Annotated in this window: 19 protein-coding genes; 12 read left to right on the plus strand and 7 right to left on the minus strand. The window is 43.5% G+C overall.

All coding sequences use genetic code 11. The features are described from left to right. Nucleotides 1-236 precede the first annotated feature (236 nt). Nucleotides 237-1124 (minus strand): lipase secretion chaperone, encoded by an 888-nt coding sequence (locus IQO02_RS17485; RefSeq protein WP_010431547.1) that lies wholly within the window; start codon nucleotides 1122-1124, stop codon nucleotides 237-239. 38 nt (nucleotides 1125-1162) lie between these two features. Further along, a complete protein-coding gene (locus IQO02_RS17490) occupies nucleotides 1163-2104 on the minus strand; it encodes a lipase family alpha/beta hydrolase (RefSeq protein WP_010431550.1) in 942 nt (313 codons plus the stop codon). A 523-nt stretch (nucleotides 2105-2627) separates the two neighbouring features. Here IQO02_RS17490 and IQO02_RS17495 point away from each other — a divergent pair. Further along, complete coding sequence (locus IQO02_RS17495) at nucleotides 2628-3878, plus strand: SGNH/GDSL hydrolase family protein (RefSeq protein ID WP_016791062.1); 1251 nt, start codon at nucleotides 2628-2630, stop codon at nucleotides 3876-3878. 153 nt (nucleotides 3879-4031) lie between these two features. Here IQO02_RS17495 and IQO02_RS17500 read toward each other — a convergent pair whose 3' ends face one another. Next, the gene (locus tag IQO02_RS17500) at nucleotides 4032-5363 is read right to left on the minus strand and encodes a DEAD/DEAH box helicase (protein WP_010431556.1); all 1332 of its coding nucleotides are present in this window, start codon (nucleotides 5361-5363) and stop codon (nucleotides 4032-4034) included. A 361-nt stretch (nucleotides 5364-5724) separates the two neighbouring features. Between IQO02_RS17500 and IQO02_RS17505 the strand changes: the two genes are divergently transcribed. Next, entirely contained in the window at nucleotides 5725-5991 is a 267-nt protein-coding gene (locus IQO02_RS17505; protein WP_016767397.1) for an Lpp/OprI family alanine-zipper lipoprotein, read from the plus strand. 182 nt (nucleotides 5992-6173) lie between these two features. On the opposite strand, the gene IQO02_RS17510 is transcribed toward IQO02_RS17505, so the two are convergent. Beyond that, nucleotides 6174-7145 carry a L,D-transpeptidase family protein gene (locus IQO02_RS17510; RefSeq protein WP_016789924.1) on the minus strand — a complete coding sequence of 324 codons (972 nt, stop codon included), beginning with the start codon at nucleotides 7143-7145 and terminating at the stop codon, nucleotides 6174-6176. Nucleotides 7146-7492: 347 nt separating this feature from the next. Between IQO02_RS17510 and deoD the strand changes: the two genes are divergently transcribed. The 4 genes from deoD (at nucleotide 7493) to IQO02_RS17530 (ending at nucleotide 13026) form a co-directional block, all read left to right on the plus strand. Further along, nucleotides 7493-8203 (plus strand): purine-nucleoside phosphorylase, encoded by a 711-nt coding sequence (gene deoD / locus IQO02_RS17515; RefSeq protein WP_010431568.1) that lies wholly within the window; start codon nucleotides 7493-7495, stop codon nucleotides 8201-8203. Between the two features lie 117 nt (nucleotides 8204-8320). Continuing rightward, nucleotides 8321-9790, plus strand: coding sequence for a hypothetical protein (locus IQO02_RS17520; RefSeq protein ID WP_010431571.1), 1470 nt, complete (start codon nucleotides 8321-8323; stop codon nucleotides 9788-9790). A gap of 186 nt (nucleotides 9791-9976) precedes the next feature. Next, entirely contained in the window at nucleotides 9977-11446 is a 1470-nt protein-coding gene (locus IQO02_RS17525) for a hypothetical protein (RefSeq protein WP_016767394.1), read from the plus strand. Next, nucleotides 11446-13026, plus strand: coding sequence for a GGDEF domain-containing protein (locus IQO02_RS17530; protein WP_010431576.1), 1581 nt, complete (start codon nucleotides 11446-11448; stop codon nucleotides 13024-13026). Before IQO02_RS17525 ends, IQO02_RS17530 begins: the two co-directional genes overlap by 1 nt. A gap of 11 nt (nucleotides 13027-13037) precedes the next feature. On the opposite strand, the gene IQO02_RS17535 is transcribed toward IQO02_RS17530, so the two are convergent. Then, nucleotides 13038-13946, minus strand: coding sequence for a DMT family transporter (locus tag IQO02_RS17535; RefSeq protein ID WP_010431578.1), 909 nt, complete (start codon nucleotides 13944-13946; stop codon nucleotides 13038-13040). 313 nt (nucleotides 13947-14259) lie between these two features. Here IQO02_RS17535 and IQO02_RS17540 point away from each other — a divergent pair, with 313 nt between their 5' ends. The 6 genes from IQO02_RS17540 (at nucleotide 14260) to IQO02_RS17565 (ending at nucleotide 19867) form a co-directional block, all read left to right on the plus strand. Continuing rightward, nucleotides 14260-14655 carry a DUF3302 domain-containing protein gene (locus IQO02_RS17540; protein ID WP_010431581.1) on the plus strand — a complete coding sequence of 132 codons (396 nt, stop codon included), beginning with the start codon at nucleotides 14260-14262 and terminating at the stop codon, nucleotides 14653-14655. Beyond that, nucleotides 14655-15785, plus strand: coding sequence for an HlyD family secretion protein (locus IQO02_RS17545; protein WP_016767392.1), 1131 nt, complete (start codon nucleotides 14655-14657; stop codon nucleotides 15783-15785). The genes IQO02_RS17540 and IQO02_RS17545 overlap by 1 nt, the downstream gene beginning before the upstream one ends. A 302-nt stretch (nucleotides 15786-16087) precedes the next feature. Next, a complete protein-coding gene (locus IQO02_RS17550) occupies nucleotides 16088-16636 on the plus strand; it encodes an ECF-type riboflavin transporter substrate-binding protein (RefSeq protein WP_010431596.1) in 549 nt (182 codons plus the stop codon). A 6-nt stretch (nucleotides 16637-16642) separates the two neighbouring features. After that, on the plus strand, nucleotides 16643-18337 hold the full coding sequence (locus tag IQO02_RS17555) for an ABC transporter ATP-binding protein (protein WP_010431598.1): 1695 nt from the start codon (nucleotides 16643-16645) through the stop codon (nucleotides 18335-18337). Further along, nucleotides 18334-19173, plus strand: a complete 840-nt coding sequence (locus tag IQO02_RS17560; RefSeq protein WP_016793217.1) for an energy-coupling factor transporter transmembrane component T family protein — start codon at nucleotides 18334-18336, stop codon at nucleotides 19171-19173. Before IQO02_RS17555 ends, IQO02_RS17560 begins: the two co-directional genes overlap by 4 nt. A gap of 217 nt (nucleotides 19174-19390) precedes the next feature. Then, on the plus strand, nucleotides 19391-19867 hold the full coding sequence (locus IQO02_RS17565) for a TetR/AcrR family transcriptional regulator (RefSeq protein ID WP_010431603.1): 477 nt from the start codon (nucleotides 19391-19393) through the stop codon (nucleotides 19865-19867). Nucleotides 19868-19924: 57 nt separating this feature from the next. On the opposite strand, the gene glgB is transcribed toward IQO02_RS17565, so the two are convergent. Next, nucleotides 19925-22105, minus strand: coding sequence for a 1,4-alpha-glucan branching protein GlgB (gene glgB, locus IQO02_RS17570; RefSeq protein ID WP_102282455.1), 2181 nt, complete (start codon nucleotides 22103-22105; stop codon nucleotides 19925-19927). Nucleotides 22106-22280: 175 nt separating this feature from the next. Then, on the minus strand, nucleotides 22281-24461 hold the full coding sequence (malQ, locus tag IQO02_RS17575; RefSeq protein ID WP_016784323.1) for a 4-alpha-glucanotransferase: 2181 nt from the start codon (nucleotides 24459-24461) through the stop codon (nucleotides 22281-22283). Between the last annotated feature and the right edge of the window lie 162 nt (nucleotides 24462-24623).

Consider the following 24623-nt stretch of genomic DNA (forward strand, 5'->3'; position numbering starts at 1 on the left):
GAAGAACGCTAATTTATGATGCGTTACCATTGCAATATCAGGTGTTATTTAAATTTGTATATGAATAACAAATCAGTCAATAATATTGATTATATTGGATTTGTCGGCATTAATTAAAGAAAGCAATCGTTTTCTTATCTTTGATAAAATGACTTAAATCTAGAGCTTTTGAGTTAGTAGGCATCATCGACTTAACTAGTGTGGCCGGTTCGCATGGTTGATTTTGCGAACTAAATTCACAGTCCCAGACTCGCAGCTCTGATTCGTTCAATTGCTTGAACCCTTCGAACCTGTTCTGGCGCGAAGCGCGCCGCCCTAAGTTGAGCAATTGTTTCTTGTAGTTCGCTTTCTGAGAGGGCGGAGTCGTTCAAAATGTCATTTCGCTCGGCAAAGTAAACCTTCAAATTTTCTTCAAATTCGGCTCTTTGCTGATCCAGAGATTCAAGCCTTTGGGTTGCTTCTTCACCGACCAATTCGTTTCTCTTCAAATATTTCGCTTGTTCATCTAGACCTTCAGAGCTAGAAAGCTGTTGGAGTAACACCTGGTTCTGATAACTCGACTGAACGTAATTGGGCTGTTCAGACAAATACGATTCGAACCTTTGTTGGTAATCTTGCTCGGCTAAACCTTCCTGTCTCAGAAGCAATTTCTCTAAGGCTATTTCCCTCATTTTATTGTCATGGGTAAACAGAATACTTATCTCACTCTGACTAAAAAATTGAGCCTGGAGATCGAGTAACGTTTGATTGAGCAAACGCAAATCTTCTGCTGAGATCGTATCGAATTGAACATCTATAGATGTCAACGCTGATTTGTATTCAAGATATTTGGTAAACAGTGCCTCATCGACAATGACTGTTGGTGATTGTTCGTGGTGCCTTGCGACATTGTCACGAATATCTTCAAGGGTTAATTCTGTATTGCCTGACACGAAATATTCCATCATGTCTTTGGCTGATGCGTTATCGATGTCGGTATCTTGTTGAGAGGCGACCTTTAATGAAGAAGCGCTTCGTTTTTCGTCATTATGTAAATCTGGGTCTTCCTTTTTTAGATATAAAAAGACCGCCGCTGTGCTCATCAGGGCTATCGTGGTTATCGACAAAATGGCGGTCTTTTTCATTATGTGTTCCTTAAGGTCTTAATAAATGGGTAGGCAACCTAAAGGCCAGCCAGCTTCAATCGATTGGCGTGTTGACGATAGAGCGTCACAGGGTCGGTCTCAAAGAGATGGTGAATCCCCAGCAAACCATTAATTTCGTCTAGGTGATTCATTTTATAATCGTCGCCAATCACTTTGCCTAAGTGCGCGCTGCATGCCCCCACTAGTCCGTCATTCGGTTCATTGAAGGCTAAGCCAAGGATTGTCATCGCTCCGTCGGTAGGATCAAGAAGGTTGGTAAAAGTGGATGACCCTGTCCATGAATAGTAATAAACACCGTTATTGGCTTGCCATTCACCATCACCGCACTCAGACGTCGGAACGCCTTCAGGGTAAAACTGATTGAATGCAAGTGAGCCTTCCGTCGTTAAAGCTTCAAGAGATGCGAGACCGTCTTGGTCAAGATCCGTTCCACCAGATAACAGGTTAATGAGCGTAGTTAATCCACCAGCCAACTTAACCGCGATACCTTCTGCGGGAGAACCTTCTGACACGCTTCCACGCACGAGATCGGCAACTTTAGATCCTTTATGGACGCCACCAATACTTGTCACAGAGGCAACCAGATCAGGACGAACTGATGCGACATAACGCGCTGTCGGTCCCCCGTGGCTGTGACCGACAAGGTTCACCTTACTTGCCCCTGTCGCGGCTAACAGTGTCTCAACTTGAGCCAACAACTGCTCGCCACGGACTTCAGAGCTGTTGGTCGCTGATACTTGCGCTACATAGACGCTCGCACCATCTTTGGTTAGAGATTCAGGTACGCCATAGAAGTAATCCACACCCGCTAATGTATCGAAGCCAAACAGACCATGTACTAACATAATGGGATATTTCGTTTCTGTGTATCCACTGGCTTCTAATGCCGATGCGCTTGTGCCTGCGTAGGCTCCAAAACTGGATAGACAGGCGATCGTCCAAATTAATATCTTTTTCAATGCTCTTTCCTTAAACAGATTAGACCTCTGATGAGTAAAGGAACCCTAGGTTAGAATTTTATAAAAAAGAAAATTGGAGATTGATATTTGTGATGATGAACTTGAATTAAACAGCGGTGATTAACATTCAACCTATGTCTCCTAACAACATGCCCAACAGTAAATAACTGATTTAAATACATTATTACATGACTTAGAAAAATCGAATTCGATTCCACAATAGTGGCTCACGTCCAGGTTACTCGTGAGTACTCACCAATGAAAGCCTACTAAGGAACAAATACTAACCAAAATCCAATGGCAAACTTCGTCTTATATTTGATTGTTCGAACAATAGAAAAGCCGTTGAAAATTTGATGCTTATGCCAGTTATGGGACAACCAGAGGTTGAATATGTTGACGAGAATTATTGACATTAGATATAGGTCGTACCAGTTATTCGCTATTCAGTTATTAAGAATAACAAGCAACACAAAACAACGTCTTTATTTGGCTTACCTAAATACAATAAGAGATTGCAGTGATGAAAAATACGGCTTTGATGCTCGCGTTAACCATCCCTTTTGGTGCTTATGCATCTGAAGAAAATTCTATACCCACTCCTGAATCGATTACGTCTGCACAGGTTCTAAAAACACAAGGAGAACAAACCTATTCCTATGTTCGATGTTGGTATCGAACCGACGCATCACATGATTCTCCAGCCACAGATTGGCAATGGGCAAAGAAGGAAAATGGAGATTATTACACGATAAATGGATACTGGTGGTCTTCAGTCTCATTCAAGAATATGTTTTACAGTGACGCCCCACAATCTGAAATCAAACAGCGTTGTGAACAGACTCTCGGCCTCCAACATGATGTCGGAGACATCACCTATTTTGCCGCAGACAATCGCTTCTCTTACAATCACTCAATCTGGACCAACGATAACGCTGTGCAAGCCAATAGTATCAATCGTATTGTTACCTTTGGTGATAGCCTTTCTGATACTGGCAACCTATTTAATGGCTCTCAATGGGTTTTCCCAAATGCAAACTCATGGTTTCTAGGGCACTTTTCAAACGGTTTGGTTTGGACCGAATATTTAGCTAAAGCCAAAGACGTTCCTCTTTATAACTGGGCCGTGGGTGGCGCAGCAGGTACCAATCAATACGTCGCACTGACTGGTGTTTATGACCAAGTTACGTCTTACTTGACCTACATGAAAGTTGCGAAAAACTACCGCCCGGAAAATTCGTTATTTACGTTAGAATTTGGCCTCAATGATTTCATGAATTACGGCAGAGAGGTCGCCGATGTAAAAGCCGACTTCAGTAGCGCTTTGATCCGCTTAACAGAATCTGGAGCGAACAATATCTTACTATTCACATTGCCCGATGCGACCAAGGCTCCGCAATTTAAATATTCGACCGAGCAAGAGATCATTAAAGTTCGTGGCAAGATTTTAGAGTTCAACCAATTCATCAAAGCTCAAGCCGAATATTATCAAGGCATGGGGAAAAACGTGGTGTTGTTCGATGCAAACGCACTCTTTGCCAGTATCACTAATAATCCTGAGCAGCATGGCTTTAGGAATGCGAGTGATGCCTGCCTAAATATCAAAAGAAGCTCATCGACCGACTATTTACGAAGCCACAGTTTAACCAGCGACTGCGCGACATATGGCTCGGATAGTTATGTATTTTGGGGCGTGACACACCCAACGACAGCAACTCATAAATACATCGCAGACCATATCTTGGCGTACTCGTTCTCAACGTTCAATTTCTAGCGAGGAAGAGCTCATCGAGCCTCATGAGTTGCCGCCTGTAAGTACCGAAAGTTAAGGCTTACACAAGGTACAGATACAAAAAAACCGCCATCATCGGCGGTTTTTTATTTGCATCAACCTTTCAAAGCTAAGCTTTTAGGTCACGCAAGTTGATTACTCGTCGTCCGCTTTTGGAGCAACTTTCTTCTTAGGGATAAACACGGTATCACCCACTGCCACATTCTTGTGGAAGCTTTTATCGCGCTTAACCGGTTTCTTAGGCGTTTTCTTAGCTTGAGTATTGGTTTTCTTCTTCGCTGGACCGCCTTTAGCAACAGCGGGTTTACGCGGCTTAATGCCCTTAAACTTACCTTTCAAACCTTCTAAAATAGAGAAAGTAAGATCTTGCTGAAGGTAAAGTTCAACGCGCTTGAAGCTGTCCCAGTCTTTTGGACCAACCAATGAAATCGCATCACCTTTATTACCAGCACGGCCAGTACGACCAACACGGTGAACGTACTCTTCCGTGTGCTTAGGCATATCAAAGTTGATAACGTGGCTTACGTTTGGAATATCAATACCACGAGAAGCAACGTCTGTTGTTACCAAGATCTTGTATACCGCGCGCTCAAATTGGCTCATGATCGCGTTACGTTGCGTTTGGTTTAGGTTACCACTTAGTGCAACCGCTTTAAGCTTCTTCTCGTTCAGCTTTTCCGTTAGACGGTCGGTATCTGCGCGAGTTGCCGTGAAGATCATAACCTGACGGTATTCAGCTTCTTCTAATACACGGTCAAGAATCGCCTCTTTGTGGTCTAGATGATCACACAAGTAGAACTTTTGTGTGATATCTAAGTGTTGCTCGTTAGAAACACCCACCGAGATACGCTTCGGCGCGTCTAACATCTCATTTGCAATACCATTCACTTCCGCGTGATCGAGCGTTGCAGAGAACATTAGAGTCTGACGTCGACGGTGTTTAGCGGCATTCGCAATACGACGTAGTTCAGGAGCAAAGCCTAAATCAAGCATACGGTCAGCTTCATCAAGGATTAGCGTCTCAACACCATCTAAAAATAGGGAGCGGTGCTCAAGGTGATCCGCAAGACGGCCTGGAGTCGCTACAATAAAGCGAGGGTACTTACGCAGAGCTTTAACTTGGTCGTTAAAGTTTTCACCACCTAAGATAAGTGCGGCTTCGTAAGACAAACCACCAAGCATACTACGGAGTTCGCCATAAACTTGCTTAGCTAGCTCACGAGTAGGAGCCAAAATTACACCACGAGGATCTTTAGCAGAAAACGCTTTGGTTTTTAATGCTTTGTGTATCATTGGCAACACAAACGCCAACGTTTTTCCTGATCCCGTTTTTGATGAAGCCAATAGATCCTTACCGGCAATAGCAACAGGGATCGCTTTTGATTGGATCTCTGTCGCTTTCTTGAAGTCGTAATGTTTTAAGTTCTTCAGTAAGCGGTTGTCTAAGCCTAAATCTTTAAAGTGCAAAGGACTCTCCAGTCTTGATGGTATTGAATAAAATTAATTTAACGTGACATGATACCGCGAAAGTACTTTATAAGGATAGAGATCACAGTAAATTTATCCTTATATCTCAAGTTGCCTAGTATATTGTATGCATTGACACTAAAGGGATAGTCCTTCCAAATAAGACAAAAATCGATTCTAATCTCTCCATCTCATAAATGAGACAGAACGTGATGCTTAGCTAATTACCTCAAAAATTTAGCAATTTCTTTAGTTATTGTTTTTGCAGTTAAAAAATTAGTCGCTACAATCATTAATGAAGCGACTATATGATAAAGAATGTATAGCGCATCTTTTGATGATAAATAAGCAAGGAGTTCTTATGAATAAGACGTTAATCGCAGCTGCAGCCTCAGTTTTCATTTTAGCTGGTTGTTCTTCTGAGCCAGAAGAAGCTGCAATGTCAGAAATGGATCAATTGACTAACCAAGTTGCTGAACTAAGCAGCGAAGTTGAAGCGCTTAAGAGTGACAAAGCTGCCGCTGAAATGAAGGCTCAAGAAGCATCTGCAGCCGCTATGGCAGCAAAAGAAGAAGCGGATCGTGCTAACGACCGTATCGACAACATTGCAGAGTCTTACACTAAGTAATAAAGACATACGCAATTAAGCTGTAGATTATATCAGTCGCAAAATGCAGTAAATTGATAGCACCACCTCCGAATAGAGGTGGTGTTTTTTATTTGGAATAAAGAAAAAAGAAAGGGTAAAAAGAGTGAGAGAAAGTGAACAGCAGTGATGCTTTTCAAAGAACCTTTCGAACTAAAACTTAGTCACAAATGGTGCGGTGGTGCTATCTCAACCGGCACACCATTTTGAGCAAAAATAACCGCTTTAGCCTTTGAATTTGGCAAATCAGCATCTTCAAGCCACCATTTTAGTTCAACCGGAATCTGCAACGCCTTCTTAGAACCATCACTTCGCGTCAATGGTTCATGCGCTTCAACAAACACGCTTCTATCGGGTTCTAAAGAGACTTTGATCGGCTCATCGATGATTGTGACTTGCTCACCGCGGTTAACCTGTTCAAAAAGCCATTCGATATCTTTCGGTTCCATGCGAATACATCCGGAGCTGACTCGCAAGCCTATACCAAAATCTTTATTAGTGCCGTGTATAAGATAATCACCCGCACCATAAGCAAGTCGCAATGCATACTCACCTAGAGGATTCTCAGGACCCGCAGGGACCACTCGTGGTAACTCAATACCTTTCTCTAAATACTCTTTACGAATTGAATTGGGAGGAGTCCAAGTTGGATTAGGTCTTTTCTGACTTATCTTGGTGATCATCTCGGGTGTATCACGCCCTACTCGACCAATGCCTACAGGAAAAACATGAACCTGGTTCTTATCCGGCTCAAAAAAGTACAACCTTAACTCAGCAAGATTGATGACAATCCCTTCTCTTGGGGTGTCGGGCAAAATGAAACGGCTAGGAATACTTAACACGTAGCCTTCTGCAGGAAGAAAAGGATCCACCCCTTTGTTTGCTGCCATTAAAGAGAGAAAGCCAATATCGTATTGTTTCGCAATGTTGGCTAACGTTTCGCCAGCAGCCACTTCGTGTTGTTGTATCCTACCGACGATGCGGCTTTCCGCCGGAGGCAGTTCAAAGGTCGCCGCAGACACACACGACGAAGCCATCGCCGCCACAAGCAAGGTGACCCTCACTAGAGGCAAAGCTACCTTACGTATCTGTGTTCTCATAGAGTGCAAAGGCGTAGTGTTAGCGCAATACGACATACAATTCCTTGGTTTGTCTTTTATCAAAGTTTAGATTATCGCTGATCAAATGTCTCTACAACGGTTAGTTACAACTAAAAAGCCAATCTGTTTTGAGCCAATCAGCGCGTTCTTCTCTTTATATACAACGATCTTACCAAACAAAATCGATTGCCTTTAAGCTTTCAACAGATTTGGTTATCAATATTAATAAAACTATAATGGTAGACCTGTTTTGTGACTAAAGTCTCATGGAGCCTCGTTCCAACTCGCTAATATTGCCTCAACAAAACGAATTCAATTCAACAGAATCGGTAATTGATTAAATCCTGTTCCTATCATTACCGCATAAACTTTGGAGAACGACCATGGCTACACCTCATATTAATGCTCAAGCTGGTGATTTCGCAGAAACAGTACTTATGCCGGGCGACCCGCTTCGCGCAAAATACATTGCGGAAACATTCCTTGATGACGTGAAGCAAGTTTGTGACGTTCGCAACATGTTTGGTTACACAGGCACTTACAAAGGCAAGAAAGTTTCTGTAATGGGCCACGGTATGGGTATCCCATCATGCTGCATCTACGTACATGAGCTTATCGCTGAGTACGGTGTGAAAAACGTTATTCGTGTAGGTAGCTGTGGCGCGGTACGTGACGACGTTAAACTAATGGACGTTGTTATCGGTATGGGTGCTTCAACTGACTCAAAAGTAAACCGTATTCGTTTCAACAACCACGACTTCGCTGCTATCGCTGATTTCGGTCTGCTAGAAGAAGCAGTAAAACAAGCGCGTTCACAAGAAGTTCCAGTTAAAGTTGGTAACGTATTCTCTGCTGACCTTTTCTACACTCCAGAAGCTGACCTTTTCGAAAAAATGGAAAAACTAGGCATCCTTGGTGTTGATATGGAAGCGGCTGGTATCTACGGTGTTGCTGCAGACTTAGGAGCTAAAGCCCTAACAATTCTTACAGTATCTGATCACATCATCCGTGGTGAGAAACTAAGTTCAGAAGATCGTCAAAAATCATTCAACGACATGATGACCGTTGCTCTTGAAACAGCAATCAACATCTAATTAAAAGAAAATAGCTATCTCTTTTACACTAGCTAGTTTTTGACAATACATAGATTGAAACGCAATACCTCGCAGCCAAGTTCGCTTGGCTGCCTAAATAACCCCGAGGGGGCGATCGTGTCCAACGACAAGCTGCCAAAAGATGCGGATGGATTACAACTCAACTTTTGTAAAACATTGGCGTGTGACAACTTTGGCTTGAGCGATGCAAAACGATATGTTTTGCAACATGCGAATCCTAAGCGTCCAGCGATGGTTTGTCGTGAGTGTGGAGCTTTCCCCCCCTTACTTAACAATCGTGAAGTGTTAAGCGAACTTCATCGCCTAAGACAACTTCACAGCGATGGCCTCCCTGCTTGTCGTAATGATGATTGCGAGAACTTTGGCCTATCGGTTCATACCCATAAACATCTTTACCATGCCTTTGGCTATAGTGGTGACAGGCAACGCTATCGATGCAAAGACTGCCAATCAACCTTCGTTGATAAGTGGTCTGGATCCAATAAAAAACTTCAGTTTCAAGAGAACCTCATGGGCTTATTGTTCATGGGTTATTCCGTACGTGAGATCTGCAGAAAATTAGAGATCAACCCAAAGACTTTCTATGATCATGTTGACCATATCGCGAGTCGTTGTCGTCGTAAGTTGGCAATGATCGATGCACGATGGGTTAATCATGCAAAAAATTACCAATTTGCTTCGCATTATCAGCGTCTACAGCCGCAAAGTAATAATGGTGTCCTTTGGATAGCAACGGGCGAGGCACATTCTGGTTATATCCTTTGTCAGCACGTCAATTACTCTCAGAACGAAGAACCGTCTGGGAATGTCGATCATAACCCTTACGACGACGTTGCACGCTTTGTATCAAAGGAGCATTCGTCAGAAGCGAATCTAGAGCTTCCCCAGCCATCAGATAAGCTAAAAGAGCGTATTGAACAAAAGTACCAAGTGATTCTTGCCAGAGGTAACGTTGAAGACCCAATGGGGAACCTCACCGCATTCAGCTACCCTTCTAAAGGCGCGCTAGTTCGACCACCCTATACCTCTTATGCTCATTTCTTGCATGTGCTTGATATGTGTGACGAAAACAAACACGTCGCTATTTATATGCCACAAGATCCATTACTAAGATCTGCCGCTCTCAGCGTTTGTTTGCCGCGCATTCAGAGTCAAAATATTGACCTGATGTATGTTGAGGAAGATTCAGGCTGGCAAGACGATCAAAGTTTTGAAAAAATCGATATCGTCCATATGAGTTGGTGGCGTGATCGCTGGGCTATCGCAAATCAAGGTGACAACCAGAAAGGCATATGCTACCTAACAGGTAATAATCCAGAGCCAAAACAGTGGTTTAACACTGCTTCAATTCAGCAAACTAAGTTTTATCAGCAGCGGTTTCAACTGCTATTTGATAGCTTTATCAATGAACCTAGACGTAAGCTTCGTCCTGGGGGCATCCTTCCATTGCTCGATATATTCAGAGCTTGGCACAATCTGTGCTACCAAGATAAGCAGGGCCTTACAGCCGCGCAGCGCTTAGGTGTCGCGGAGCAGCCATTAACCCTAAAGCAACTACTTTCATAGCAGCGAAGCATATAGATATTTATTCGGGAACTCATTGATTTTAAAGCAACAACATGAGGTAACACCCATAATTGGAAAAGATAGATGTTTCTTTGACGCTCTAGGAAAGATAATTGGTGCTTATCCTAAATCACACTCTTATAATGATTGTGTTATCAATATGCTCGATAATTATGGATCTAAGCCTTGGACAAAAATCAGTACCTTCTTGAAACAGAATTAGAACAACTCAAAACTCGCGTCGATTCTGAACCGTTAGTGATCCTTGAGATTACTCAACAATGTCTCGTCAGGTCAGAACAAGTTTTGTTTGAAGAGGGGGCGATCCAGTCATTAATGTTGATGGCCAGATGTTGCTGGAACCTAATGGACTACCAAAAAGGTTTAAAATACATCAAGGAAGCCTACAAGCGACAAAGCCGATTAGACACCGATCTTTTTCTCCCTGAAATTCTCCACCTGCACGCACTCCAATTCTGGGGGCAAGCCAAGTATTACTCTGCCCAACAATTCTGGATCAACGCCTTAGAACAATCTGCGCTAGTTGATGAGGTAGAGATACAAATCGAATGCCTCATTGGTCTTGGCAACATTTGGCGAATGACCCACGAATACAAGCTAGCGCGCTCTACACACCAACTTGCCGTAAAAGTTGCAAACAACAGTCGTATCGGTTGGTTAGAAGGCAAAGCAAGAATATTGCTCGCGTGGGATTACTACTTACTCAATAACTATGTTGAAATGCTGTCGGTACTCGATGGTGCGGAAGAAGCCTTAAAAGATCATAAAGATAATACCTGGCATGCCGAGGTGTGGGATTTCAGAGGTCTTGCGCTTCTTGGTTTAGAGCGTTTAGATGATGCAGAAAAGGCAACAGCCAAAGCGCACAGCCTAGCTGTTGAGCATAACCTCGTATGGATGAAAGCGCATTCCTATATCAGTCGAGCTCGATTAGAGCTTCTGAGAAAAAGGCCCGAACATGCCGCTGAATTGCTTAAACTCGCTGAACAATCTGCAAACGAATTCGATAACGGTGAACTACTCAGTCAAATTTGTTATCAACAATCGTTAGTCGCTGAAGAAAACCAAGATTTTAACGCAGCTTTAATCGCCTTTAAAAAATACCGCCAATATTCTATCGGTATGCTTCGAGAGCAAACCAACCGCGTTGGCCTAGATAAAGCACGCAATTCAAAGCGCCAACTTGAACAGCGAGCAAGAAAATTGATTAACCGTATCCGTGGCCAACACGAATACGACCCTGAAAAGCACCTCTCTCATGTCGTTTCCGAAACCTTTTGGTGGGAACAACTGGTGCTCTTTAAAACAGAGCTCAAACGTTCAAACCACAGCATTATTATGTTTCAGCACATCGATACCGATTACTTAGATGTCTGCACCGAGATTGCTCATACCTTGTGTAATCAGAATGACTTCATTTCAAGACTGAGTTCAGAGCGAGTCGCTCTTATGCTTTCTGAAAAAGGGGAAGCTGCAGAGAAAACTTTCCAAACTCTCAGCACCATGCTTGAAATTTATCCGTGGCATAGAAAAGGACTAAAAGGTTCGAAGCCAACCGTCAGCCTCAATGACATATTGACGTTCCCGTTCACTCTTGAACAACTAGAAGAAGACGATGCCGAGGTGCTAAATTGATGGAAACTCTATTAAGCAAGATCACCGATGCCGGTTTAGATCCTTCATCGGTCTCAGGTGAAGAAGCGATCATCTTCTGGAACCATATTCGCCAACACGTTTCGACAACCAAAACGGAGCAAGCGCACTGTTATATCATCAGTTCTGAATATCGCGCTGAATTACAACAAAATCAAACCAGTATCGAAGAATTAAGGCATGCACTAAACCTTCTGCACTTGCCTGTTGATATCGAAGACATTCTTACGGTAAAAACCAGCTTAAGTGACCGCTTGGTTGAAATTGGCGATTATACCTCAGCATTGAATGAATTCGTGAGCTCATCGTCAATCGCCGTTGAACACGGTTACATTGATGAATACGTCATGGCTATTTTGGGTATGGGCAACCTCTGTGATGCCTACGGAGATCACAGTAGAGCCCTTCGCTACTACCAGAAAATCAACAGTATTGACCATGCCATAAGTAGTCGCTCACTTCGACTCAAGTTTAAGCTTCATATGGTGGCAAGTTTGCTGTTGCTTAATCGTATTACTGCGGCCAGTGATTTGCTTAACGAGTGTGATGAACTCAGTATTCTCGTCAGCGACAAACAACTCACAGCTCAAATACTGCTTTACCAAGCAAAAGTGCTTCGCGCTAAGAAGAAACATCACGACGCACTGCGTTGTCTGACTAAGATTCAGTATCCAGTCAATAATACTCAAGCAAATTGGCTTGCTACGATGACTCGCTTAGAGACGGCATATTGTTTAAGTGCTATTGGTAAACAAGAATACGCAAGCATGATCTTATCGAGCACAGACAAACGTGTGAATGAATACTCATCCCCCGTTCTCGCAAAGCGCTTCTACGACTCCTTGAGTGATGTGTGTATGAACCAAGGCCGCTTTCAAGAAGCATTGAACTATGAGAAAAAGGGCTACCGCATTGAAACGGATCTCATGAAACAGATCCCTATCAGCGAACTGGGCTCGAGCCAACTACGTCGTCTTTCGCGATTTGAACTACAACTGAAGCTAATTCTCTCTGAACAAGAAAATCGTGAGTTGAAAGAAACCACCGAACAGCACAAAAACGCAGTGGCTCAACTACAACAAGATGTTTTCACCGACCCACTGACAGGTTTACACAACCGTCGTTGGCTAGACGTAAAACTCAAAGACTTGCTCCTACACGAGACACCTTTCGCATTGATGGTTGTCGATATTGACCACTTTAAATCAATCAATGACGAACTCAGTCACTTAGTGGGTGATAAAGCGATTGTTAGCGTTTCTCAAGAGCTGCGTTCTTACTTTAAATTTAGAGGAGCTTCATGTGTTAGGTTTGGTGGAGAAGAATTCTTAGTTATCCTTGAAAACACTAACCTTGATAAAGCGGAAATGCACTCTGAGAATTATCGAGAACGTATTTTCCAATTCGGCTGGCATGAGATCTTAGGAGAGCGCGGTCTAACCGTAAGTATTGGTATCACAATACACCGCGAGGGAGAGAATACTCAACGTACCTTCTACCGAGCAGACAAAGCCTTGTACCGAGCTAAAGCTAACGGTCGTAATCAAACTTGTACCGAATAATTTAAGCCAAACTACTGATAGAAAAAAAGAGAGATTCCACCTAACGCAGCAAGTGTCCCGATGACACTTTGCTTCGAGATCTTTTCCCCTTTGAGCACATAGATCACCAAAATAAAGACAGGGCTGGTCGCTATTAATGTTTGTGCAATTGCTGGGTTGGCATTTTTCAACGCAACCTGCTGAAGCCACAGCGCCAAAAATGTTCCGACAAATATTGCCCCTAAAAGCCACAGCTTGTCGAATTTGGTCATCTCCCATAAATCTTTTTTCATAGACGAGTAAGGCTTACTCTCAACAAAAGGGATAATCAGCATCACGACAAACACACCTATCGTGAGGCGAATCAGCGCTCCTAACAATGGGGGAATATCACCAGCCACCAAAGCATAATGGGAAATCACTACTCCAGAAGCCTGACAAACACTCGCCACAAGCCCAAATCCAATACCACTCCATTGTGCTTTGTTTTTAGAATCGGCCTCCCCATTCACAGACTGAGACGGCTGAAAAACGACAAATGTCACGGCTAAAGTCGTGATAACAACACCGAGCCAACTTTGCAACGTCAATGCAGCACCTAAAAACATTAATGCCAATACACCAGAAAGAGGTGGAGCCAAAGATTCAAGCAACAAGGTTTTATTCGCGCCAATTCTTTTTAATGCCGCAAAATACGCGCTATCTCCAATCGCGATGCCAATGACACCAGAAATGGCCAGTATCCAAAAGTGATTCGCACTCATTTCAAACTCTGGCATTGGAATAAGGGGCATCACAAGTAACATCATGCCAGAAGCCACGACGCCTTTAACAATATTCAACTGCATCGCAGAGAAGCGATGACCGAACTGTCCGTAAATCCATGTCGCACACGCCCACACAATAGCCGCACCTATCGCGGCAAGTTCACCTATATACATCCGTATTTATCCTCAGTGATATGTATGCCATTTCAACCTAGCCTGCATGATTTCTGTTACGATGATTCGGCTAATTACGGTTTGTCATTCTGAAAATTTCATATTAACACCCACTTTTTGGCGTTAATCGAACCTAAAATTAGCCACCGACTCACCTTGCCTCTAACTGGATTTTATAAAAACCAATAACTATTATGCTCACATTAGAAGCGAACACACATTATTTTCAACTCGATAAATCATTTTTATAACAATTACTTGGATGATAGCGTAGTATATTTATAACTAATATCTAACATTACAAGGATCTGTTATGTTTTTAGACTACTTTGCGCTCGGCCTACTTATTTTCGTAGCATTAGTAATCTTTTACGGCATCATCGTTATTCACGATATTCCCTACGAAATAGCAAAAGAACGCAATCACCCTCATCAAGATGCTATTCACGTCTCAGGCTGGGTTAGCCTATTCACCTTACATGCTATTTGGCCCTTCCTTTGGATCTGGGCAACGCTATGGCGTAAAGATCGTGGCTGGGGCTTCGCTAAATTAGAAGAAGAACAACACGACATTCATCATCGTGTTGATATTTTGATCGACCAGGTTAGCACGCTTCAGGAAGAAATTGCTCAACTCAAACAGGCAAATTCCGTAGAAGTGAATACAGACAAAGTTCAAAACAACGATCAAGATCAGGAGGTTAAGTAATGGATTTACTGCTGATAATGACCTACGCGGCACTTTGTATCACTATTTTCAAAGTGTTTAATATCCCGCTAAACAAATGGACTGTACCTACCGCCGTTCTTGGTGGTGTTATCATCATAGGTACATTGATCCTATTGATGAACTACAACCACCCTTTTACTCAAATTGGTAACCAAGTTTACTCAACAACGCCGGTTGTTTCTGGTGTAAGAGGTAAAGTTATAGAAGTGCCTGTAGAGGCAAATAAACCTCTTAAGCAAGGGGATATTCTTTTCAAGATCGACCCTATTCCATTTGAAGCTGAAGTCGCACGATTAGAGGCGAAAGTAAAAGAGGCGAGCCAAGGCGCTCTCGGTATGGAATCGGAAGTAACCGAAGCCGAAGCCGCAAGAATCAAAGCCATCGCAGAGCGAGATAAAGCCCAACGTGAATTCTCTCGTTATAAACGTGGTTATGACAGTGGCGCCTTTACTGAGCAACAATTAGACACTCGCAGACAAGCTTACAAAGCATCGGAAGCCGCCGTGAAAGTGGCAGATGCAAATCTAGAACAAGCAAAAATCGCCTTGGACTCTGAAATTGGTGGCGAGAATACCGCGGTTTTGAGTTTATTGGCCGAATTGCGTAAAGCTCAGTTCGATCTAGAGCAAACCGTGGTACGAGCACCGACCGATGGTTACGTAACTCAACTTGCTCTGCGCCCTGGTGTAATGGCTGTGCCACTTCCACTAGCACCCGTTATGACTTTTGTTCACACCGAAGAACAGTTCTATACTGCAGCATTCAGACAAAACTCCTTACAACGCCTACAACCTGGTTACGAAGCAGAATTTTTGTTTAGAGCGCTACCAGGGGAAGTATTCAAAGGGCGCATTGATGAGGTGATTCCAGCTATCGGTGAGAGCCAATTCCAAGCTAGAGGCGCGCTTCTAGGTACTGATGCATTGCGTACCAGTGGTCGTGTGTTTGTTAAATTAAGCATCACCGATGATCTATCGGAATACCATTTACCTATGGGTACCGCGGTTGAAGTTGCCGTTTATTCTGACAGTTTCACTCATGTATCTATTATGCGTAAAGTGCTTATTCGTATGAAAAGTTGGCAAAATTATCTATACCTTGACCACTAAACTGTAGTGGAACAAAGAGAAAACTACTTAACACATTGTTAATATGAATGAAAAAGCCAGATCTGTTCTGGCTTTTTTGTTGCTTGATTAACCATAAAGTTGTGCTTTTTACGCCACATTAGCCTACTAAGGTGGAATTTTAGACATCTAGACACTTATCTTCCCTTATGGAAGGGTTCTACTGTATAATGCGCGCCTTATTTTTTATATTTGCCCAAAAAATGTTCTCATTGAGACGCATATTACTAATGGCGAATATTCGTTCTTTATCATGCTTTATCTTTCTGTATTCGAGGTTATCTATGAACTTTTCAGCTAAAACAGTCGTCGTTATTGCCATTGGCGCGGCGCTGTACGGCATTGGTGGTTTACCTATGTTTGGTGTCCCAGTGTTTGCGAACACGACATTGAAACCAGCAATGGCCGTCCTTGCACTGTTTTCGGTTCTATTTGGCCCTATTGTTGGCTTCTTGGTTGGTTTTATTGGCCACTGGGTTACCGACTTATTTGCAGGTTGGGGCGTATGGCTAACTTGGGTATTAGGCTCAGGTATCGTAGGTATGGTTATCGGTCTTTTCCCAATAATAACCAAAAATCGCCTTCAGCAAGGCGAGCTTCCAATGAAAGATTTTGTATTGTTCGTGATACTTGCCCTTGCAGGTAACGTTGTAGGCTATGGCTGCTCTGCGTTCCTAGACACCATCCTATACGCTGAACCGTTTACTAAAGTCTTCACTCAACTGTCTATCATCGCAGCGGGTAACACAGTTCTGATCGCTGTTGTGGGCTTCCTGATCCTAAAATCAGTCGCTAAACGCAACAAACAAAGCCGCAACCTGACTGAGGCATAAGCGATAATGACTATAGCATTTTCGAACTTCTCTTTTAGATATGAGTCGCTGGACAAACCGACGCTAAAAAATATCAATCTAAGGATAGAGAAAGGAGAGAAAATCGTCATTATTGGGCCAAGTGGTAGTGGTAAATCTACCCTAGGTCAGTGTCTCAATGGCTTGATACCTCATGCAATCAAAGGTGAGGTAACCGGCTCTTTAGAGATAAACGGCAAGAATATCTCTGAGTTTTCGATGCACGATTATACCGAGCAAGTCGGCACGGTATTACAAGATACTGACAGCCAGTTTGTAGGTTTGAGTATCGGTGAAGACATCGCTTTCGCACTCGAAAACCAGTTGATGTCGAACATTGACATGTACCCGTTAGTTAAGTCGACTGCAAAAATGGTCGATCTAGCGGACATGCTTGAACGTTCACCTCATGACCTTTCAGGTGGTCAAAAACAGCGAGTGTCCTTAGCGGGTATCTTAGTTGATGACGTTGATATATTGCTGTTCGATGAACCTCTAGCAAGCCTTGACCCGAAAACAGGTAAGGCAACGATTGAGATCATTGATCAGCTGCATAAAGAAACCAACAAGACCATCGTGATTATCGAGCACCGCCTTGAGGATGTCCTGCATCGCGATATCGATCGCGTGATCTTAATGGAACGTGGTGAAATCGTCGCTGACACGACACCCGATGAAATCTTAGCTTCTGAATTACTTGATACACACGGTATTCGTGAACCGCTTTACTTGTCGGCGCTTAAGGCGGCGAAAGCCCCACTAACCTGCGAAGATAAGCTGTCAAACCTCAAAGCTTTAGACTACAAAAGGTTCCGCCCTGCTGTTCAAGCTTGGTTTGCTGAGCGCCCTGCCCCAGTAGCAGATAAGCAATATCCACCTTTACTTGAAGTTCATGGTCTGACTTATTCTTACGACGGCGAGAAAAACGCACTCGAAGATGTGAGCTTCAAGATTGGCAAAGGTGAGTTTGTTTCGATTCTAGGCAAAAACGGTTCGGGTAAATCTACCATAACCAAACTCATCATGGGTGTGATCGATGCCGATTCAGGCTCTTCCTATCTAAATGGTGAAGACCTATCTGAACTTTCTATCTTTGAAAGAAGCCAGAAAGTTGGTGTCGTGATGCAGAACCCAAATCATATGATCTCGCATCATATGATTTTTGATGAGATTGCTTTTGGTCTTCGTAACCGCAACATTGCAGAAGAACTGATCACAGAAAAAGTAGAGCATGTTCTTGAGTTGTGTGGGCTGAGTAAGTTCCGCCATTGGCCGATCGAAGCACTAAGCTACGGCCAGAAAAAACGTGTAACCATCGCTTCTATCTTAGTGTTGGAACCTGAACTTCTCATCTTGGATGAACCAACAGCTGGCCAAGATTACCGAAACTACACGTCAATGTTAGCGTTCATCCAAAAACTCAACCGCGACCTAGGTATCACCGTTGTGATCATTTCACACGACATGCACCTCGTTTTAGAATACACCACGCGTTCAATTGTGATTGCAGACAGCAGACTCATCGCTAATGCGGCGATGACAGAAGTATTTAGCCAACCATCACTTCTAGAACGCGCAAATCTTTGTACCACCAGCATTTATGAACTCGCGACCATGATGAAAATCGACGATACTAATGCGTTCATGCAATACTTCATCGACTACGAGAGAAGTGCTCAATGAACGCATCAAAAGTAAAATTCGGCATCAATTACATTGATACAAAATCACCGCTTCACGCACTCAACGGCATCACCAAATTTGCACTCTTCTTGGCTTGGGTAACCGTGGTGTTAACTACGTTTGACCTAAGATTGATTACGCTGCTTATTGTGACTGGTTTATACCTGTTGAAGCTTACCAATGTCCCTGTACGCGTGTATAAGCCTTTGTTATTGGGTACGGCGAGTGTATTAAGCCTAAATGCTTTATTCATGTACCTCCTTGCGCCACAGCAAGGTACTGAGCTTATCGGTAGCGAGAACATATTGTTAACGCTACCTGGCAACTACTCGTTAAGCCAAGAGACCCTGTTTTACTTAGTCACGGTAACGCTTAAATACATGAGCATGTTCCCGGTTGCGTTGATATTCGTATTTACTACGCATCCAACTGAATTTGCTGCCAGCCTCAACCGTATCGGTGTTCCTTACAAAATAGCTTATGCGGTGAGCTTAACGCTACGTTACTTGCCAGAAGTTAAGAAAGATTTCGTCAATATCATGCACGCCCAACAGGCTCGTGGTGTAGAGCTTTCGAAGAAAGCGCCCCTAATTACTCGAATCAAAAATGTAGCTAAGGTCCTAGGCCCGCTTATTTTCTCTAGCTTGGACCGCGCAGACGAGATATCTAATGCAATGACGTTGCGAGGTTTTGGTCGACACAAAGCGCGTACTTGGTATAGCTATGCACCTTTGAAACGTGTCGATTTTGTTTGTTTAGCCGTTATCGCATTAGTCGTAATACTCGCCATCACAAAGCGAGTACTTGAAGAGCAGCTGTTCTGGTACCCTTTCTAGCCTTGCAAAGTCATAAGATAACACTGTTAAAAAATCAAAGGCCACTTAGTTAAGTGGCCTTTTTTCACACTAAACAGTAGTTTATGTATAAATTATCGATTAATTATATCTTTTTATGCGTAATTTTTTGTTTTTTAAGGTCTATTACGGAATATTTTGTTAACATCCTCAATCCGTAATTTCTATACAGAATGTCACACCTAATGTGGGATTTATAATGGCTCGAATAACTCAATTACAGAAACTAGAAAATCAAAAAAACTACGATGAAATCGTATTGAACCTTTTTCTGGCTGAAGGACATGAAGCTCTAACTTATGCAAGGATTGCTCAGGAAATTGGCATTAGTTTAACAACGCTTCAGGGCTATTATCCATCGACACGTGCTATCCGAACAGTGCTTCACAAGCACATGTTATCGATTGTTATAGAAAACCTAGACTTCGCTTCGGAAGAGGTCTTTCTTCAATCATGGCAAAATGCTTTAGACAATGAACAATTCCGATACGTTATCAAACTGATGTTTTTTCATGCCTCACAGGTCAAAAGTCCCGAAGCATTCAATGTCAGTTCAGATGGTCTGTTTCGCGAAAAAATGCTGAATAGCTTCGGGACCGACTCTGCTCGCATCCTTGAAACGGTAATAGGACGTTCAATGTTCTACCTAACTAACCTTGGAACACCATCAAATTAGTTTCGAAGCAATAAAAATGGGAGCTTAAAGCTCCCATTTTTTTATTTTAACAATCGGTTAATTCAGTTTATAAAAAACCGTCGATAACGGTGGTAGGCGTAGCTCAATCGATGTGTCTAGCCCTTCGCTTTCTACTGATTCAATCTCAGCGACTTTCTTCACTTCAAAACCGCTACCTGCGTAATCAACCGAGTCTGTATTCAACAATAGTGAATACTTCCCTTTTGCTGGAACACCTAATCGGAAATGCTCGTGAGGGACTGGTGTAAAGTTAGAAACTACCAATACACGCTCACCTGACTCACTGATACGCTCATGCGCAAGAATGCTCGCTTCTGCAGAATCTTGTAGACGCCATTCAAAGCCTTTCGGGTCAAAATCAAGGTCATGCATTGCAGCTTCAGAGCGGTATAGGTTATTCAGGTCTCTGGTTAAGCGCTGAACACCTTGATGACGATCGTAATCCAGCAAGAACCATTGCAGTTGATCATCGTGGTTCCATTCAGCCGTCTGACCAAATTCAGCACCCATGAAATTCAACTTCTTACCTGGCTGTGCATACATGTAACCCATATAAGCACGTAAGTTGGCTGTTTGTTGCCATTCATCACCAGGCATCTTGTTGTGGATAGACCCCTTACCGTAAACCACCTCATCGTGTGACAAAGATAATACATAATTTTCACTGTGTGCGTAGACCAGCGGGAAAGTAATCGTATCGTGGTGATATTTACGGTTAATCGGGTCCTCTTGGATGTAAGATAAACTGTCGTGCATCCAGCCCATATTCCACTTAAAGCCGAAGCCTAAGCCGCCCATAAAGGTCGGTGCCGAAACACCAGGGAAAGCAGTCGATTCTTCAGCAATCGTCATCGCATTCGGGAAGTGTTTATAAACTTCTTCGTTCATCCACTTAAGGGTAGCAATAGCGTCATAGTTTTCGTTGCCGCCATCTGCGTTCGGAATCCATTGGTCATGGCTACGCGAATAATCGAGATACAGCATCGAAGCAACCGCATCAACACGGATGCCATCGATATGGAATTGTTCGAACCAGTACAAAGCGTTTGCTACCAAGAAACGACGAACATGCTCTTTGCCTAAATCATAAATGTACGAGTTCCAGTCTTGATGCCAACCACGACGTGGATCTGGATCGTGGAACAATGGCGTACCATCGAAGTTTGCTAGGCCGTGATCATCACTTGGGAAGTGAGCAGGAACCCAATCTAGTACCACACCTAAGCCAGCTTGGTGACATTGGTCGACAAAGTATTTGAAATCATCAGGAGATCCAAAACGACTAGTCGGTGCAAATAGACCAACAGGTTGATAACCCCAAGAACCGTAGAATGGGTGCTCTGAAACTGGCATTAGCTCAACGTGTGTGTAGCCAAGATCCGTCAAGTATGGAATTAGCTCTGCAGCAAGCTCGCGATAATTTAAGAACTCTCCTTCGGCGTTACGCTTCCAAGAACCTGCATGCAGTTCATAGAACGAAAGTGCTTCTTTGCGCTTTTGCGTAACAGGGCGATTCTGCCATTGACTATCTTGCCACTCGTAACGAGCGTGGTCGTAAGTCACTGATGAGAACGATGGGTATTGCTCTGAGTAGAAGCCCCATGGGTCAGCTTTATGTGGTAAGCCTTCACCATTTGGCCCTTTTAATTCAAACTTGTATTGAGCGCCTTCTTCCAGTTCAGGAATAAATAGGCCCCACATACCGTAATCTAGGCGTTGCATTGGGTGGCGACGACCATCCCAAGCGTTGAAGTTACCCACCAAACTTGCCGCCGTTGCATGCGGTGCATACACCAAGAAACGCGTACCTGAAATCGTCTGTTCATCACGCTCTAGCGTAATAAACTGAGCCCCCATGTGATGATACATATCTTTAGGTGTATGAAGATCTTCATAACTCGCGTACAGATCGTGGTACTGGTATGGATCATCGATGATCTGCTCTACCCCAGCCCAATCAACCGCAAGTTTATAGTGAGTGAAACGTAGGTCTCTTTTTTGCTTAAGGATGAAGCCACTTTCACCCTCTCGCGCTAACTCAATACGAGGTTCCTTTCCAACGATCAACTCTACTTTATCTGCCCCTGGAATCCATACTCTTAATGCACCTTGATCTGCAGGTAAGTACGGCCCTAAAAACGCAAACGGGTCAGTGAAACAAGCCTGTGATAGTTGGGTATATATTTGTTTTTGCTTTGAAATCGAACTTAGTTCCAAAACGTTTCTCCCTAACCAAACATCCAAAAAATATAATACAAAAATGCCCGCTATTAGTGCGGGCAATATAACGACAATTTATTCTACCAGATGAGCATTCATTATTGAGTGACCGAGGTTGTAGTTTCGTACGCCGTAAGCAAAAAACCACTTATTTTCAAGTCACTCAACGTCATTACTTACCTGCTTTTTCTCGAACGTCTGTCAGCTTAGAAGCGATACGATTGACGCCTTCATGAGCGAAAATTTCGTCCAAGTTCATGGATAGTTTACGACGCCAGTTCGGGTATTCATCTACAGTGCCAGGGATGTTTACTGGCTTGTCCATCTCTAACCAATCTTCCAACTGAACACTCAATAATGTTGAACCACCAGCCGCAACGTGTAGTTGAAGTGCTTCAGCAAGATAAGAGTCCATCGGTACTTGGCTTGCATCACGACCAACACCTTCAGGTAAGAAGCCATGCCATGCCACTGAATCTAAGATACCTTGTTTGCACTCCAGACGGTCATCGAACAAGGTTTCTAGCTGTTCTGCATCTGGGTATAAACCAATCTCTTGACCCATTTTCAAGTCATCACAGTGCCAGAAGCCGCGAAGCGTTGGCATATCGTGAGTACACAATGCTGCCATCGATTGTGGTGCGTAGTGTTTCGGTGAAATGAAACCACCATCGTCTTCCGATGTTTCGAAGAAGAACACTTTGTAAGAATGTACGCCCGCATCCGCTAGGATATCAACGATTTCGTCTGGCACGGTGCCTAAATCTTCACCGATAACGCTGCATTGGTAACGGTGAGATTCAAGCGCCAGAATCGAAAGCATATCTTGCACTGGGTAGTAGATGTACGCGCCTTGGGTTGCGTTCTCACCTTTTGGAATCCACCATAAACGCAGCAGACCTAAAACGTGATCAATACGAAGTGCACCACAATGTTTCATGTTGGCACGAAGCAATTTAATGTACGCGTCGTAGCTGGTTTCTTGAAGTACTTCAGGGTTCAGCGGTGGTAAACCCCAGTTTTGACCTAAAGGACCAAGAACATCCGGTGGAGCACCGATACTCGCATCCATCACTAGGTTGCCTTCATCTGCCCACGTTTCGCTACCTGAATCCGCAACGCCTACCGCTAAGTCACGGTACAGGCCAACAGCCATCCCCTTCTCTTCTGCAAGAGACTGGGCATCGTTGATTTGGCAATCCGCTAACCATTGCAGGTACATGTACAGATGAACGTTTTCTAGGTTCTCTTTGATGTATTTCTGTGTTGCTGGGCTTTCGAATGTGCGGTATTTCTCAGGGAATACAGGCCAGCCCCACATACCTGAATCTTCAGCATGTAACTCACCATGCAGAGCATCAAACGCCGCTTGATGCATCAGGCTTTCACCGCCTTCTTCAACAAACGCTAAGAACGCTTGTGCACGATCGCTGTTTTTATCTAAATGACGAGTCTTAAATTCTGCGAATAACAGAGGCAAGATGCTCATCTTAAGCTCGGACACTTCAGTGTAATTCACCCAGTGTGCTTCACGAGCTTTCTGTAGGCGCTGTTGGAATTCAGCACTGCCTACCGTTTGTTGTGCTTCAGCACTTAACGCGAATTCAGGTACTGAGCTCACATCAATGTATAATATGTTCAACCAACGACGTGAGGACGGGCTGTATGGGCTCGCGCCTTCTGGGTTCGCTGGGAATAATGAGTGGATTGGGTTTAGACCAACAAAATCACCACCGCGAGACGCGATATCGGCAACAAGTTGTTTTAGATCGCCAAAATCACCAATGCCCCAGTTGTGCTGAGTTCTGAGAGTGTAGAGTTGAACGCTTGGTCCCCAAAGCTTTTTGCCTTGCTCGATTGGTGATTGCTTGAAACACGCTTTTGGCGTAATGATTAATGTCATCTCGTAAGGCTTCTTACGGCGCTTACGGCTCACAATTAGCTTGTGGTAACCCCATGCCAAATCACTTGGCAATGCAAACACTAAAGGGCCACCCTCTGCACGCTCATCACGAACGACTTGAGATTGAAGATAGCCTTCAAGTACCTCTCCTTGCTCGGTTTCTAAGCGCCAGCTGAACTCACTTTCACGAGCACTTACACCTAGATTAAGCGCCACTTCTACTGGCTCACCGTCACGCAAGACAAGAACTGGGTCTAGTACATCTTTTTTGTGTTTTCTTTCTGCTGATTTTAGCAGTGCATCATCGCTGCTTGTATCGTAGCCCAATGAAGCCAATAGAGACGTAATCGTCTCGTCTGATACTTGTGCTTCATCGCCCCACGCACTAACGTAACTGTCGGCAATATTTGCCATTTCTGCGACTTGTTTTAATACGGTCTGTTCTTTCATCGCTCTCTCCGAAAACGTTCTAACGCTTTCAATTTTGTAGGGTTGTTATTTAATCTGTTGTTCATCAATCAGCTTGTGAACGATTCAGTTTATAAGCCGTTAATTTGAAACTACTGGCTTGTGCACAAGTCAATTGAGCCAAGGCAGAAACTGCCTTGGCTG

This window comes from Vibrio sp. OPT24 (assembly GCF_015163545.1).
GTDB lineage: Bacteria > Pseudomonadota > Gammaproteobacteria > Enterobacterales > Vibrionaceae > Vibrio > Vibrio cyclitrophicus.

What these genes read in the sequence shown, in the direction of transcription:
- IQO02_RS17485 (WP_010431547.1), bottom strand. Translation starts at nt 1,124, where the DNA reads ATGAAAAAGACCGCCATTTTGTCGATAACCACGATAGCCCTGATGAGC.
- IQO02_RS17495 (WP_016791062.1), top strand. Translation starts at nt 2,628, where the DNA reads ATGAAAAATACGGCTTTGATGCTCGCGTTAACCATCCCTTTTGGTGCT.
- IQO02_RS17505 (WP_016767397.1), top strand. Translation starts at nt 5,725, where the DNA reads ATGAATAAGACGTTAATCGCAGCTGCAGCCTCAGTTTTCATTTTAGCT.
- IQO02_RS17510 (WP_016789924.1), bottom strand. Translation starts at nt 7,145, where the DNA reads ATGTCGTATTGCGCTAACACTACGCCTTTGCACTCTATGAGAACACAG.
- deoD (WP_010431568.1), top strand. Translation starts at nt 7,493, where the DNA reads ATGGCTACACCTCATATTAATGCTCAAGCTGGTGATTTCGCAGAAACA.
- IQO02_RS17530 (WP_010431576.1), top strand. Translation starts at nt 11,446, where the DNA reads ATGGAAACTCTATTAAGCAAGATCACCGATGCCGGTTTAGATCCTTCA.
- IQO02_RS17535 (WP_010431578.1), bottom strand. Translation starts at nt 13,946, where the DNA reads ATGTATATAGGTGAACTTGCCGCGATAGGTGCGGCTATTGTGTGGGCG.
- IQO02_RS17540 (WP_010431581.1), top strand. Translation starts at nt 14,260, where the DNA reads ATGTTTTTAGACTACTTTGCGCTCGGCCTACTTATTTTCGTAGCATTA.
- IQO02_RS17545 (WP_016767392.1), top strand. Translation starts at nt 14,655, where the DNA reads ATGGATTTACTGCTGATAATGACCTACGCGGCACTTTGTATCACTATT.
- IQO02_RS17550 (WP_010431596.1), top strand. Translation starts at nt 16,088, where the DNA reads ATGAACTTTTCAGCTAAAACAGTCGTCGTTATTGCCATTGGCGCGGCG.
- IQO02_RS17555 (WP_010431598.1), top strand. Translation starts at nt 16,643, where the DNA reads ATGACTATAGCATTTTCGAACTTCTCTTTTAGATATGAGTCGCTGGAC.
- IQO02_RS17560 (WP_016793217.1), top strand. Translation starts at nt 18,334, where the DNA reads ATGAACGCATCAAAAGTAAAATTCGGCATCAATTACATTGATACAAAA.
- IQO02_RS17565 (WP_010431603.1), top strand. Translation starts at nt 19,391, where the DNA reads ATGGCTCGAATAACTCAATTACAGAAACTAGAAAATCAAAAAAACTAC.
- malQ (WP_016784323.1), bottom strand. Translation starts at nt 24,461, where the DNA reads ATGAAAGAACAGACCGTATTAAAACAAGTCGCAGAAATGGCAAATATT.